This window comes from Thioalkalivibrio sp. ALJ4 (genome assembly GCF_000377225.1).
Lineage (GTDB): Bacteria > Pseudomonadota > Gammaproteobacteria > Ectothiorhodospirales > Ectothiorhodospiraceae > Thioalkalivibrio.
In genome coordinates this window covers 70,412-84,434 of the sequence record NZ_KB897919.1, presented here as the reverse complement: position 1 = coordinate 84,434, position 14,023 = coordinate 70,412, and the positions used below count along the sequence as shown (strand labels likewise).

Below are 14,023 nucleotides of genomic sequence, written 5' to 3'. Positions count from 1 at the left end.
AGGGTAGCAAGCCGCGCCATGCGACACCGACCGCTATACTGCGAACAGTATCTGCCGGAGCATCCGCGTGTTCGCGATCAAGCCCCTCCAGCGTCGCATCTCGAAGACGCGTCCTGGCCCGCTCCTGCTGCTGGCCCTGACGCTGCTGCTGACGTGGGTGGCCATGCCGGCGAACGCCGGCGACGCGGAACCAACGAGCGATACGCGTCCCACCATTGGTCTGGCCCTGGGCTCCGGCGGTGCGGGTGGCCTGGCCCACATCGCGATACTGCAGGCCTTCGATGAGCTCGGCCTGCAGCCGGACTATATCGCGGGGACCAGTATTGGCGCGATCATCGGCGGCCTGTATGCCGCCGGCCTCAGCGCGGAGGAGATCCTCGACATCTTTGACGACTTCGCCGGTTCAGAGATGGACGCCCTCTCGCGCCTGGCCCGATCCGATCTCGAGCTGTTCGAACTGATCCCCCTGCGCCTGGGCCGCAACGCCCTGCTGGACGCCGATACCTTCCTGCGCTTTCTCGCAACGCACACCCCGACCCGCAGCTTCGACGAACTGCGCATCCCGCTGACGGTGGTAGCGACCGACTACTGGACCAGCCAGACGGTCACGCTCCAGGAAGGTGAGCTCTTTCCGGCGATTGCGGGCAGCATGGCGGTGCCCGGCCTGTTCGCACCCGTACCGTCGGACGACGGCCGGTTACTGATCGACGGCGGGGCCTCCAATCCATTGCCATACGACCTCCTCCGGGACAAGGTCGATATCGTGATCGCGGTCGACGTATCCGGCGCATGGAACGTCGCCAACCAGCCACTCCCCGGGCTGACCGACCTCCTGTTCAAGACCTTCAGCATCATGCAGAAATCGCTGATCCGCGAAATGATCCGGCGCGAACAACCGGACCTTTATCTGGCACCCGATACCGGTGGCGCGCAACTGCTCCATTTCAACCGCATTCACCTGATCCTGGAGGCTGCCCAGCCAAGCGCCGCCGAGCTGCGCCAGCACCTGAAGGACTGGCGACCCGGCGACGCCGTCACGCGTGATCAGGGGACCCGCCAGTGACCACGCAGCCTTCCGATCCATCGGAAACAACCCACGAGGCGACGGACCCGCCCCCCTCCTCGTCCGAGGCCGTGCGCCACGAGCGCTGGTTTCTGCGCCGCCCGGATGGCGTCTGCGGGCCCTACCCGGCTCGCCAGATCGGCCGGTTCCTCATCCTTGGGCGCCTGACCGAACAGGACGAGATCAGTCAGGACCGGGAATTCTGGGTACGGATCGCCGAACGGCCCCACCTGATTCCCGAGGAAGTGCGTCTGGCCAACACCCCCGGTGGCAAGGAACGCCTCGAGCGCGCCCGGCTGCGCGAGGACGAACGCCTGCGGGAACGTCGTTCGCATGCCTCGGATTCGTTCTACCGCGACCAGCGCAAGGGCGACCGCCGCTGTCCCGAGAACCTGGAGACGTTGAACCATCGCCAGCTATGGGCCGCCCTGCTCGACCGTACGCCATTTCCCTGGCGCCAATGGGTACAGGGTCCGCGCCCCTGGATCCTGTCTGGCGTTGCGCTTTTCCTTGCCACGGGCCTGCTGGTCTGGTTCGCACAGCAACAGGAAATCACGCCGGCACCGGATTGCGATGCGCCACCCGGACCCTCGGTGAACTGGAACTACTGCAACAAGTCCGGGGCTGCGCTGCGCGGAGCTGACCTGGCCGGTGCCAGCCTGTATGACACCCGCCTGAGCGCCGCACGGCTGGAGCGCGCGCAACTCGCGGATGCCGATTTGCGCTACGCAAACCTCGACCGAGCCCGCCTGGACGGGGCCGATCTCTCACGCGCCCAATTAACTGGTGCCGACCTGCGGAGCGCTCGACTCCGGAGCACCCGCCTGGAAGATGCGGATCTGCGCCACGCCGACCTTTCCGGCGCCGATCTGACCGACGCCCGGCTGGAAGGGGCTCGGCTGGACCGCGCCATCTGGATCGATGGGCGCATCTGTGCGGCAGGCTCCGTTGGCCATTGCGAATCCAGCGCGACCGACTGACCATACCGGGAAATAGTTTGACCGAGGTTCGATTCCTCCCCTCGGCGCAGTGAAGGCGTTCGCACCTTCCCGTCCATTCCCTTTCGTCCCCCTGCCCGGGGGAGCTAGACCTGTACACGCAGACCGACACGAGCCGATGGCCGATCGGTCGGTCGCGAGGCACGGAATGACCGTTCCTCAATCCGAAACAGGAGGTTGTACTGATGTATAGCTATCGCAAGACTGCAATTGCCTTTGCCCTCGCCTCGATGTTCGCGCTGGGTGGACTCGCCACCGCGCAGGCGCAAAACCTGGGTGCGGCAGCCGAAGGTGCTGCCGAGACCGGTGCCGAAGCCAGCGGTGGAGCCGCCGGCGGCTCCGAAATGGGCGGCGAAGCCAGTGGCGGGACCGCCGGCGGTGCGGCGGCCGAAGGCCAGGCCCCGGGTGCCGAGGGTGGTGCTGGCGCGAGCGGCGATGCCGGCGCCAGCGGTGACGTCCGTCAGGACGACGATGCCCGTGGCGGCATGGGCGCCGATGCAGGTGCCGGGGCCGGTGCTGGCGGTGAAGCCGAAGGCGACGACGGCGGTGCCGAAGCCGGCGCCGAAGGTGGGGCCGAAGGCTCCGTCGAGGTCGAGTAATCACCTCCCGGCCGGGCGGCACTTGCCGCCCGGTCCGGCTTGTCCGACTGCGGATCGATCCCCATTTCCGCGGCAACCTCCCACCAATAGGGCTCCGCCTCGCAGGAGCAACAGTCGCAGGCCACCGACACCCCTTCGTGCTGGCTCAGTGATGACCCTGATTTTTCCCTCACAGTGACCTTTTCGTTCATCGTGATTCCTCACGGTGTGGCCATCCTTCTCACCGTCCTCCCGGATGCGGCAGGATCCCAATAACCCCATGCTACACTCTTGAAATCCCGTCTATTCGGGACTTACGGAGGATGGAACGCCATGGCTACACGGCGCGACAAGCTGCTGTTTGCCGTCTTTGGCGTAACCGTCCTGGGGCTCCTGCTGCCGCTGTTTCTCCTGGGCTGGTATCTCTGGCAAGGGTCCGTGGTCGCGGAGGAACAGCGTCTGGACGAACTCGCACAAAAGCTCGGCCAGCAAACCGAGCAGGCGATCCTCGACGCGCGCGACCTGCTCGACGAGCTCAATGCCCTCGATGTGACCCCCTGCTCGCCGCAGCACCTGAACCAGTTGCAGGAAGCCGCGATTTCGCGGCCGCATATTCGCGCCGTCGGTTACTGGCGGGCAGTGGAACGCGAATGCGGCGCCGGTTTTGTCCAGGGCGATGCCCTCACTCCCCCCCAGGCCAGCCGCATCTACGACAGCGGACTGGTGGCCTGGTGGCCCGGCCCCACGACGGCGATCGGCGGCGTAGAGCTCTTCCTGATGCGCTATGGCCAGCACGACGTGGCCATCGACCCGCGCCTGCTGGTAAACCCAGGCCTGCTGGAGGACCAGGAAGTCGGGCTCTGGGTCGAATCCATGCCCATGATCACCCATCCCCCGGGGGCCGATGTCCCGGATCCCGAGTTATTCGAACCCGGGCTCACGGTGGATCACGCCGAACAACGGCTGGTCAGCCGCTCGTCGCTCGATACTATCCTGCCGATCGACATCATCGCCGTGCAGCCGATGGCGCAATTCTGGCAGCGCTACCTCCCCACGCTGGCCGGGGCCGGGGCCTTTGGCCTGTTACTCGTTGGTTTGTGGCTGTTTCTGATCCTGCGGTACTTCCGCCACCAGCTCAGCCTGGCTCAGGAGCTGCGCGAGGCGATTGCGCATGACCAGCTGCAGGTGGTGTTCCAGCCCATCGTCGACCTGGAAACAGGCAGCTGTCAGGGTGCCGAGGCCCTGGCGCGTTGGCGGCGCGATAACCGGGAAACTATTGGCCCGGATGTCTTCGTGCCTCTGGCCGAAGATACCGAACAGGGGACCGACTTGACCCTCGCGATCCTGCGCTGTGTCCTCCACGAGCTGGGGCCACAGCTCCGCGACCGGCCGGATTGCCCGATCAACCTGAACATCACCGGACAGGATCTGGCCTCCACCCGCTTTAGCGAAGCCCTCCAGCGCGAGCTTGAACAGGCCAAGGTTCCGGCCCACGCAATCAAGCTCGAGATCACCGAGCGCTCGCTGCTCAACACGGATGACGTTCGCAGGAGAATCCAGGATTTGCGCGCGCGCGGCCATCGCATCGCGATTGACGATTTTGGCACCGGCTACTCCAGCCTGGCCTATCTCGAGAGCTTCGAACTGGACACCCTCAAGATTGACAAAACATTTGCCGATGCCATTGGCCACGAAGCAGTGACCAGCAACATCATTAGCCATATCATCGTGATGGCACGCTCGCTGAAGCTGAACATCGTCGCCGAAGGCATCGAGTCCGGGCATCAGGTCGAGTGGCTGCGCCAGCAAGGGGTCGGATTCGGGCAAGGCTATCGCTTCAGCCGCCCCCTCTCGGCGCGCGCATTCCGTGATTGGTGCCAACAAGCCGGGGACTCGAAGTGAACGCCATTATTCGCCACAACACACTTGCCGCCATCGTCGCGGCACTGTTGTTGACCGGGTGTAACGCCATGCCCACTCAGGGAGAACGTTCACCAGATGCAGCCGCCAACGGCGAACAAGCCCGGGATACCCCCCATGAGGACGATGCTTACGGGACGAGCCGGAACGCGGTTTATCTGGCGCGCGATGACGACGCCGTCAACGCACGTCGTCAGCACCTGCTGGACGAGGGGCACGAATCCGTCGCCCTGGATCGGGTGGGCTTCTATATGGACGTGCTGACCGCACGGTTGCGCCAGGAGCTGGCGGGATACGATGTGCAAATGGAACGCGAGGGGCGAATCATCACCCTGATATTTCCGGGCGCCAAGGCCTTCGAGACCAACAGCGCGGAGATTCACCCGGACATGATACCCACCCTCGATGCCCTGGGGCAGGTGCTCGAGGAGTACGACGCCAGCCTGGTGACGATCGCCGGACATACCGACTCTGCGGGCGCACGCGGTTACAACCAGCACCTGTCGGAACAACGGGCCCTGTCGGTCGGTCGTCACCTGCACGACAATGGCGTCGGAGAGGCGCGCATCATTGCGATCGGCTACGGACCGGACCGCCCCATCGCCGAGAATGAAACGTCACATGGGCGCGCCCTGAACCGCCGCGTGGAGCTACGCGTGGAGCCACTAACGGCCACCTGACTCACAAAGCGTCTGGGGGGCCCTCCGCGCGGTGGACCTCGACACGATTTCGGCCACGCGCCTTGGCGCGATAGAGCGCCGCATCGGCCTTGCGCACGAGATCTTCCAGGGAATCTCCGGGTTCGCGAGACACCACCCCCAGGCTGATCGACATCGGCTGGCCATGGGCCGCCGGTGGGTCCGCAATGGCCTGGCGGAGTTTTTCCGCCAGCAACGCTGCACGGTCCGAGTCGGCGTGCGGCACGAGGATCAGGAACTCCTCGCCGCCCCACCGGCCGAGACGGTCCGAGTCGCGCAGGCACGCCTGCAACCGCTGGCACATCTCCCGCAGGATGGCATCCCCCATCGCGTGACCGTAGCGATCGTTGACCTCCTTGAAGTAGTCGAGATCGAGAAAAATCAACGAAAGCGGCAGGTTGTAACGCTCCGCACGAGCCACCTCGTGTTCCGCCTCGGTCTTGAACTTCTGGCGGTTCCAAACCCCGGTCAAGGCGTCCGTATTGGCCAGACGCACCAATTCCTCCTGCTGCTGGCGCAGTGTTGTCTCGACCTCCTTGCGCAGAGCGGCCTCCTGACGCAAACGGCGACTGACCCGCACGTAATGCAGCAGGAGCAGGCTAACCAGGAGCAAGGTAGCGCCTGCGATCAGCGCAATCCGGTACCACCATGCGTGGTCGACTGCGACGCGTACCGCCTGCCGGCGCGGCAGGTTCGGTCTGTCCCGGTTGACCCCACCGCGGCTGGCGCTCTGATCATCCGCCCGGTCCGACGAATTCCGGGCCGCCTGGGCCGGAAACAATTCCCTGCCCCACCGTTCCTCCGGTCCACCGGACCCCGATAACCGCCAGGGGACCTGGCGAGCCTGGATATCACTGTCCTGCAGCAAGACCCCGGCGTGAGACGAAGGCGGCGGGCTGGCGCAGACGGGGACGGAGAGGAACAGCCACAACAGCCCCCCGAAGCCAAGCCGCAAGCCTTGGCTGCGAAAGCCACGGTTCTGGACGAGCGTCATCGGCATCCCTCGGATCGACTGGCGCTTGCGTGCCGGCCCTTCTGCTGAGCCTAGCACCCCGTCGGCGAAACAACCTGCGGGTCACACCGCGTTTGGTCGGGCCAGTCACGAATCATCCCGGCGAAAAACCAGCGTTCATCGCACTCCTGGCCGTTATTGCCTCGATTTGTGGGCCGCCGTACAGACCGACATTGCAGCCAGCCACATGATCGGGGACGCGTATACATCGTGCGGGTCGAGTGCCCGAACGATGAGCTTGACACTGACCGCCGGCGTTAACGCCGACCCCTTCAAGGAGCGGAATCATGAAGAAACTCACCTCACTCAAACTCGCCGCCGCGATGATCCCCGTTCTCGCCTTTGGCATGAGCACCGCCATGGCGGGCGAACACGAACTGAACGGCAATGACCGCAACGCAATGGAAGAGCGTGATGCCGACGAGCGCCATGATGCCCCCCATATCGACCGTATGCCGGCGCAGGGACTGCATGCCTCCGATCTGATGGACAAGAAGGTCCACAGCCGGACTGACGACGAGGAAGTCGGCGAGATCAATGACCTCGTCATCGATCAGGACGGTCGGATCATCGCCGTCGTAGTCGGCACCGGCGGTGTCCTGGGTATGGGCGAAAAGGAGATCGCAATCGCCTGGGACCGGATCGACCGCACGACCGAAGGCGACGAGGTCAAGCTGTACATCGATATGGATGAAGACACCCTGAAGGAAGCGCCCGAGTACGAACGCGACTAGGGCTCGCACTACCCGGCCCGAGGGATTGCTCTTCCCTCGGGCTCGGTCTTCCGCTACGCCGGCCTGGCCAGTGCAGAACGTTGGGCGTCGCTACGCCAACTGCCTTAACGCGAAAATGGTCCGCCAGTCTGGAAGATTTCAGTCGGGGATACGGGGTTTAGCCCACCGCGAAGGACTATCCTTAAACTATTAATTATCCGAATCTTTCCGACCGTCGAACGCTCCCGACCAACAAACGGACGCACCGGTGCCCTTAACCCGACCGACCGGGCGAACGCCCCTCGACAATGGACTGCTCGCGGCCCTGCCGGACAGTGAATACAAGCATCTCCAGCCACACCTGAATCCGGTCCTGTTGCCACTCGGCACCAGCCTTTACGAGGGCCCGTCGGAGACCCACTACGTCTACTTCCCCACCGAAGCCATCATCGCCTTGATGTGTGTAATGGAAGACGGCAAGTGTGGCGAGATCGCGGTGGCCGGACGGGAGGGACTGGTCGGGATCTCGCTGTTGATGGGCGGCTACACGACCCCCACCCGGGCCTCGGTACGCATGGCCGGGCACGCCTATCGAATCCGCAGCGCCATCATCAGCGAGGCCTTCTCGCGCACAGGCGAACTGCAACGCCTGATGCTTCGCTACACGCAGGCCTTGTTCACGCAAATCGCACAGACCTCCGCCTGCAATCGACACCACTCGGTGGAGCAGCAGCTCTGCCGCTGGCTGTTGCTGAGCGACGATCGCTCACCACATCGCGAACTCAAAATGACCCATGAACTCATCGCGAGCATGCTGGGGGTTCGCCGAGAAGGCGTCACCGAGGCCGCCGGGCGGTTACAAAAGTCGGGCTTGATCACCTACCACCGAGGTCGCCTGGTCATTCTCGACCGTCCGGGGCTCGAGCAGCACAGCTGCGAGTGCTACGGGGTCGTATCTCGAGAATACGCCCGCCTCCTCGATGAACCGACGACGCCACAGTACTAGTCCCGGAACGCATCAGTCCCGGGGCGTCGCCAGCGGGCCGCTTCGCTCAGTGTTCGTCCCGGTCGATCTTCTTCTCGAACTCTGCCAGCTGCTGCTCCGCTTCGTCCTTCGTCACGCCATAGCGTTCCTGAATGCGGCCTGCCAACTCTTCCCGCTTGCCAGCCACGGCGTCGAGTTCGTCGTCCGTCAGCTTCCCCCAGCGCGCCTTGACCTTCCCCTTGAACTGCTTCCAGTTTCCTTTAACGATGTCCCAGTTCATTCCCCGTCCTCCTCCAGTCGCTGATCGGCGACATTGCCAATCAACACCCGAGCGTAAGCAGACCACCTGGCTGGCGTCTGTTCGGCGACGCACAGACGTTCCACCCCCGCGTGTGACTCACTGGTGTGCCCACCCAGCCAGTCAGGCCATCTACTCATGATGACCCACATCATCTGGCTCGTCGGCTTTGTCGTAATCGTGCTGGTGACCCTGAGCTTTCTCGGTTTCCCAGGGGGCCGGAGCTTCACCAGACGAGCGCCAGCAAGCCGGCCCCGAGACAGACCACCACCACGGGAACAATCGTCTCCCGTACCACCTGCCCTTCGCGCGCCTGGAGGCCGCAGGCCGCGGCCGCCATTGCGATGTTGTGCAACGAGATCATGTTGCCCACGCCTGAGCCGATCAGCTGCAAGGCGAGAATCGACGGCAGCGACAATGCCACTGCTTCCGCGGTGTCGGCCTGCAGGCGGGCAAAGAGCAGATTGGAGACCGTGGCACTTCCGGTCATGAACGACCCCAGCGCCCCCAGAAATCCGCTGAACAGCACGAACGTGCCCCCCAACCACCCGGCCAGGCCCTGCCCCAGTACCTGCGGCATCGAGGGGAGCCCCGCCGCGTTGAGCTCGGACATCAGCAGGATCTGGGTGAGCGCGATGATGAAGATCAGCACGATCGCGGCTACCCGCAGCTTGCGTCCAGTAGCCACCACGGCCTCGCCCAGCGTGGCGCGCCCCACGCGAAAAAGGATCAGTGCAGTCAGCAGCGCCAGGGCAAAGTAGAAATACGGCGTGTACAGCGGGGCCAGGCTCTGCCCCAGTTCCACCCCCTGAAACTCGCCCAGGGACCAGCGCACCGATTGCAGGGCCTCGCGCAGCGGCATCACCGTGCGCGAGGCAATCAAGGCCACCGACATCACGGCGAACGGCACAAACGCCACGAGTACCCGCTTGATCGGGGCGGGTTCGGTCTCGGTGTGTTGCGGGCTCGATGGCAGCAGAAAACCTTTGTGCGCGGCCAGTGAGATGACGACCATCGCGACGACGCCACCGACAATCGAGGGCAACTCCGGCCCGATCAGCCAGGCGACCAGGGCGTACGGAATACCGAACGCGAGCGCGGAGAGCACCGCGAATGGCACAAACTCGCGAAAACGCCCCTTCTCGTCCCCCAGCGTGGCAACCCAGGTCATGAAAATGGTGATGAACACGGCCAGCAGCGCGAGGATGAACGCCGTGCGCACCACCGCCTCCTGCACCACCGCATCGTCCAGTCCCAGCCCCGCGAAGCCGATCACCACCGGCGTACCCGCCGCGCCAAACGGCACCGCGGTACTGTTGCCGATCAGCGCGATCGCCACGGCCTTCAGCGGCTTCATGCCGAAATAGACGAGCAGTGGTGCCGCCAGCACGGCCGGGGTCCCGAATCCGGCGATACCCTCCACGAATCCGACCAGGCCCCACCCCAGCAACATCGCCAGAACGCGCGGATCGCGCGACACGCTGGCGATCACCGACTGGATCGCATCCATGTGGCCGGTTGCGATCATCACGTTCAGCACCAGCAGCGCGACGGCCACAATCAGCATGACCTCGACAAACACCACGCCCGCATCCAGCAGGCTCGCGCCCAGCACGGCCCCCGGCATCTGCCAGACCCACAGGGCAATAACCAGTGTCGCCAGATAGGCCAGTGGCGCGGCCTCGTAGGCCGGCCTGCGCAACGGGACCAGCCAGACAAACAGCACCACAAACGGCACCAGGGCCACCCAGAAAAGCGTCATGCGTGCGACATCCTCGAGAAAACGTTATCGGGAGAGTATCGCCTGTCCCGCGCAGAGGCCCACTGCGTCAGATCAATCGCGCGTATCCTCCTGATCCGGATGAACACGCCCAAAGCGACCCATGCCCCACCAAAGCATGCGATGGCTCAACCACCAGACCAGGGCGCAGCCGGCCATCAAGACCGCCAGCCACACATAGGGATGCACCAGATCCTGCGGCCGCGCCCAGGGGCCCAGCACCCAGTTGACGTTCGCCTCGGGCGTCGACAGCAGGTACGACACCAGCAAGACGGCCCAGCCCACCAGGATCCACAAACGCCCCGCCACCGGGTCGTATCCCAGGCGCCAGACCATCCACAACAGCACCAACGGAAGCGGCAGGTGGTACAGGGAGAACAGCCGCAGGTAGAGCGGAACCTCCGGATCGAACATGTAGGCGACAAAGCCGAAGGGCGGGTTCCCCAGCAGCACAAGCCCCAGCAAGAAATCGATCACCCACCCCATCTCGAGCAGGACCACGCCCACCGCCAGCATGCTCGCCAGGCGCCGGCTCTCCAGCCACGCCGCCGCGCACCCGGCGATCAGCGCGAGATTGGACAGCCAGAGGAAATTGAGCCAGCCATACTGGACCGCATAGACCGGTACCAGGACGCAGACAAACAGCAGGTAGGCAACCAGAAACCAGCGAGGAAACAAAGCGTAATCGCCTGACGGGGCCGGGCTCTCACTATAACGGTTCGAACCCGGAGTCACAGTGTTCCTTCACGTGCGACAGCCCGTTACGCGTATGATGAAAAGTCCATTCGACCCGCGGGAGAACCGGCGCGTGAGAACCTGGATTGCCATCAGCGCCACGCTGGTACTCGCCGCCTGCGGCACCCTGCCCCCGACCGCCGAACAGGCACGCGATGTGCCCTACAGCTGCGATCGTGGCCCGAACCTGATGGCGAGCTTCAGCGACAATGAGGCCAAGCTGCGCTTTGGCCGTTCCAAGGCCGTATTACAGGCGACCGAGGTCGCCTCCGGGGCACGCTACGCCAACCCCGGCGAGCAGATCGTCTTCTGGACCAAGGGCGAAGCCGCCATGCTCGAATTCCACGGCATCTACTGGACCTGCCGCATTCGCCAGCCCAATGCCGATGCAGCTACTCCGGCTCCACCGGCGCCACGGCACTGGAGTGCCGCGGCGGGTGTTCCTGAATAAACGCCTCCAGCCGGCCAAGCGCCTCGCCAGCACTGGAAAAGCCTTCCAGACCGCATTCGACCGAGCCTTCCAGATACGGTCGCATGCCCTCGCCAATGCTCGGCGTGTAACCCACGCCCGTGGTCGCCAGAAGCTCCGGATCCAGGCGCCCATCGGCATGGATGCGCTGGATCTGCAGTACCGCGATCCCCTCCGAGGTCACCCGGTCCTCGCGCACCAGTAACGTCTCGCCGTTATCGCACTCGGCGATCTGCAGTGCACCTTCCCTGGCCGTTTGTGCCATCTGGTGCTCGTAGCTGCGCGCCTCGGGGTCCTGCAGGATCACGCGAGCACCCTCGAAGGCCAGGGCCGCCAGCAACAGCATCCCCGCCAGCCCGAACAGCGTAGCCGCCACCCGCCGCCAGCCCAGCACATAACCGACAGCACCACCGACCAGCAAAAGCGGCGTACCCCACTCGAAGGTCCGGGCCAGCGGTACGGGCATAAAGTCGATCCCGCCGCCGAGCCCCAGCAGGGCGGTGACATAAAGCCAGACGATCCCCAGCCCGACCCCGAGCAGGATCGCGATCAGCGCGCGCCAGAACAGCGACTGCCTGCGCTCGGGTTGCGTATCGGCCATGCCCCTCTCCAATCCAGTCCAATCGGCGCAGCCTAAGCAAACACGCGCCGATGTGCACGCCGTACATCGTTTCGTGGCCTTGCAAGCCTAAAGTTTCCTCAAACCCCGCCGTTAAGCGAATGTAGACGGGAAATTCCGGCTGCGGAATCCGGCCCTTCGCCGGATCGCCCTTGTGGCGTGCGAGACCCGACAACATGGCCCAGGTGTTGAGTGTTGCCACCAACCTCCTGTCGCTCAATGCCCAGCGCCACCTGCGCCAGTCGCAGGCCGCCCTGCAGACGGCCTTCCAGCGCCTGTCTTCAGGCCAGCGCATCAACTCGGCGCGCGACGACGCCGCCGGGCTGGCCATCTCCGAACGCTTCACAACCCAGATCCGCGGCCTGAACCAGGCCATGCGCAACGCGCAGGACGGCATCTCGCTGGCCCAGACCGCCGAGGGCGCCCTGGGCTCCATGACCGGCAACCTGCAACGTATCCGCGAGCTGGCGATACAGGCGGCCAATGCCACCCTGTCGGCCTCGGACCGCGGCGCCATCGACCGCGAGGTTCGCCAGCTCCTGGCCGAGAACGACCGCATCGCGACCCAGACAACCTTTAACGGCCGTTCGCTGCTGGACGGGTCCATGGGCACCGCGTTCTTCCAGATCGGCGCCAACGCCGGGCAGACCCTCGCCATCGACCTCGGCAACAGCATGCGCAACCGCTTCGTGGGCGACATTGCCAGTGCCTGGTCCGGCGAACTGGAGGCCGCCTTCGCCGGCAATCCGCTGGAGGTGGATCAGGATTTCTCCATCCGTGTGGGCGAGCGCGACCCGGTGGAGATCCCTGCGGGACCCTATCGCTCCCCCCAGGAACTGGCGACCGCGATCGACCGCGCCCTCGGATCAACCGGCCGCGCGATCCTGACCGACGACGGCCGGCTCAACCTGATCGCCCGCGAGACCCTGACGATCTCGGGGGAGACCGCCCTCGCCACGCTCGGGCTGCCGGCCACCACCGAGCCCGGGGGGAGCCTGAACGATATCGACCTGACCTCGCGCCAGGGGGCCAGCGACGCCCTGTCACGTGTGGATGCCGCGCTGGATGCGGTCAACGCGCGGCGCAGCCAGTTCGGGGCCATCCAGAACCGCTTCGAGTCGACCATCACCAACCTGGGCATCACCAGCGACAACCTGGCGGCGGCCCGCAGCCGCATTCTGGACGCCGATTACGCGGCCGAGGTCAGCCGCCTGGTGCGCGCCCAGATCCTGCAACAGGCCGGGCTCGCCGTGCTCGTTCAGGCCAACGCGCTACCCCAGACCTTCCTGCGGCTGCTCCAGTAATCAGGGGGCCGGCGCGCCTACTCCCCTGCGGGTCGGGCCGCCGCGCCAGAGAACTCCGGCCCCCGGACATCGTCATCGGTCCAGCCACGGTCCTGGTCACGACTGGTCACCCACCATTCGTGAACGAACAGCCGAATCGGCCCAAGCACGCGTTCTTCGAAACGCGATGGCAGCGTATACGGGCCGACCTCCTCGTACTCCAGGAAGGTCGTATCGACATGGGCATTCCGGGTCGGCTCGAAGCCGGTCAGGGTGATATGCACCCGATAGAGCCGATCGGTTTCGGGGTGGATCCACATCACCACCTGATCCTCGTCCGCCTTGCCAAAGCCCGGCTGGATGGTCGCCAGCACGCGACGGTAGTCCACGCCGCCCTCGCGGCGATCCGCCAGCCGCGTCATTGAGGTCGCGCGGTGTTTCACGAAGGTCGGTCCGTAGTGGAACAGCTTGCCGGCATCGGTCGTCATCGCGGTGGCACGAATCCGGTCCTCGTCCTCGCTCCGCTCGCCGTCGTAGTACACGCGAATCTCGTCACGCTGGCGGATCACCGTCTTGGTGCCCTCCGGCCCCGTGTAATGGACTGCGTACAACTCGTCCGCCGGGCGGTAGCGCTCCTCGCCCTGGCCACGGTAGCCACCATCCGCCACCAGCGGCTGCACACGCTGAACCATTCGCCCCCACTCGCCGTCCGTAGCCTGGTTCAGGTCCCCGTCGTACTCGCGAAGATCCCCTCCGTGCGCGGCCATGGTCCGGTCGAACAGTTCCTGGGCCGTCATTCCGTCGGCGAAAGCCCGGCCCTCATCGGGCTCCGGGAAAGTAGCGGCACAACCCGCCAACAGCAGTACAGACAC

At 65.0% G+C, this 14,023-nt stretch carries 15 protein-coding genes; 9 read left to right on the top strand and 6 right to left on the bottom strand.

All coding sequences use genetic code 11. The features are described from left to right. Positions 1-67: 67 nt before the first annotated feature. The 5 genes from C936_RS0109905 (at position 68) to C936_RS0109885 (ending at position 5,239) form a co-directional block, all read left to right on the top strand. Positions 68-1,063 (top strand): patatin-like phospholipase family protein, encoded by a 996-nt coding sequence (locus C936_RS0109905; RefSeq protein WP_018649468.1) that lies wholly within the window; start codon positions 68-70, stop codon positions 1,061-1,063. Further along, positions 1,060-2,043: a pentapeptide repeat-containing protein gene (locus C936_RS0109900; protein WP_018862896.1), complete on the top strand. Its 984-nt coding sequence runs from the start codon at positions 1,060-1,062 to the stop codon at positions 2,041-2,043. Before C936_RS0109905 ends, C936_RS0109900 begins: the two co-directional genes overlap by 4 nt. A 203-nt stretch (positions 2,044-2,246) precedes the next feature. Next, entirely contained in the window at positions 2,247-2,660 is a 414-nt protein-coding gene (locus C936_RS0109895) for a hypothetical protein (RefSeq protein WP_018139307.1), read from the top strand. 312 nt (positions 2,661-2,972) lie between these two features. Further along, a complete protein-coding gene (locus C936_RS0109890) occupies positions 2,973-4,541 on the top strand; it encodes an EAL domain-containing protein (protein ID WP_018139306.1) in 1,569 nt (522 codons plus the stop codon). Beyond that, on the top strand, positions 4,538-5,239 hold the full coding sequence (locus C936_RS0109885; protein ID WP_018649464.1) for an OmpA family protein: 702 nt from the start codon (positions 4,538-4,540) through the stop codon (positions 5,237-5,239). The genes C936_RS0109890 and C936_RS0109885 overlap by 4 nt, the downstream gene beginning before the upstream one ends. Before the next feature lies 1 nt (position 5,240). Here the strand turns inward: C936_RS0109885 and C936_RS0109880 are convergent, their stop codons facing one another. After that, positions 5,241-6,038 carry a GGDEF domain-containing protein gene (locus C936_RS0109880; RefSeq protein ID WP_018174201.1) on the bottom strand — a complete coding sequence of 266 codons (798 nt, stop codon included), beginning with the start codon at positions 6,036-6,038 and terminating at the stop codon, positions 5,241-5,243. A 518-nt stretch (positions 6,039-6,556) separates the two neighbouring features. Between C936_RS0109880 and C936_RS0109875 the strand changes: the two genes are divergently transcribed. Both C936_RS0109875 and C936_RS0109870 read left to right on the top strand, forming a co-directional pair. After that, positions 6,557-7,003 carry a PRC-barrel domain-containing protein gene (locus C936_RS0109875; RefSeq protein ID WP_018649463.1) on the top strand — a complete coding sequence of 149 codons (447 nt, stop codon included), beginning with the start codon at positions 6,557-6,559 and terminating at the stop codon, positions 7,001-7,003. A gap of 247 nt (positions 7,004-7,250) precedes the next feature. Continuing rightward, positions 7,251-7,988 (top strand): Crp/Fnr family transcriptional regulator, encoded by a 738-nt coding sequence (locus tag C936_RS0109870; protein ID WP_018139302.1) that lies wholly within the window; start codon positions 7,251-7,253, stop codon positions 7,986-7,988. Positions 7,989-8,034: 46 nt separating this feature from the next. Here the strand turns inward: C936_RS0109870 and C936_RS0109865 are convergent, their stop codons facing one another. The 3 genes from C936_RS0109865 to C936_RS0109855 all read right to left on the bottom strand — a co-directional run bounded on the left by C936_RS0109865 (position 8,035) and on the right by C936_RS0109855 (position 10,723). Next, entirely contained in the window at positions 8,035-8,247 is a 213-nt protein-coding gene (locus tag C936_RS0109865) for a CsbD family protein (RefSeq protein WP_018139301.1), read from the bottom strand. A 244-nt stretch (positions 8,248-8,491) separates the two neighbouring features. Next, the gene (locus C936_RS0109860) at positions 8,492-10,027 is read right to left on the bottom strand and encodes an L-lactate permease (protein ID WP_018139300.1); all 1,536 of its coding nucleotides are present in this window, start codon (positions 10,025-10,027) and stop codon (positions 8,492-8,494) included. Between the two features lie 72 nt (positions 10,028-10,099). Continuing rightward, entirely contained in the window at positions 10,100-10,723 is a 624-nt protein-coding gene (locus C936_RS0109855; RefSeq protein ID WP_018139299.1) for a hypothetical protein, read from the bottom strand. A gap of 130 nt (positions 10,724-10,853) precedes the next feature. On the opposite strand from C936_RS0109855, the gene C936_RS0109850 reads away from it, so the two are divergent. After that, positions 10,854-11,231: an MliC family protein gene (locus tag C936_RS0109850; RefSeq protein WP_018139298.1), complete on the top strand. Its 378-nt coding sequence runs from the start codon at positions 10,854-10,856 to the stop codon at positions 11,229-11,231. Here C936_RS0109850 and C936_RS0109845 read toward each other — a convergent pair. Continuing rightward, the gene (locus C936_RS0109845) at positions 11,173-11,850 is read right to left on the bottom strand and encodes a hypothetical protein (RefSeq protein WP_018174197.1); all 678 of its coding nucleotides are present in this window, start codon (positions 11,848-11,850) and stop codon (positions 11,173-11,175) included. The genes C936_RS0109850 and C936_RS0109845 overlap by 59 nt on opposite strands. Positions 11,851-12,044: 194 nt before the next feature. Here C936_RS0109845 and C936_RS0109840 point away from each other — a divergent pair, with 194 nt between their 5' ends. After that, positions 12,045-13,172 carry a flagellin gene (locus tag C936_RS0109840; RefSeq protein WP_018649461.1) on the top strand — a complete coding sequence of 376 codons (1,128 nt, stop codon included), beginning with the start codon at positions 12,045-12,047 and terminating at the stop codon, positions 13,170-13,172. A 17-nt stretch (positions 13,173-13,189) separates the two neighbouring features. Here the strand turns inward: C936_RS0109840 and C936_RS0109835 are convergent, their stop codons facing one another. Next, positions 13,190-13,948 (bottom strand): hypothetical protein, encoded by a 759-nt coding sequence (locus C936_RS0109835; protein WP_018139295.1) that lies wholly within the window; start codon positions 13,946-13,948, stop codon positions 13,190-13,192. Positions 13,949-14,023 lie beyond the last annotated feature (75 nt).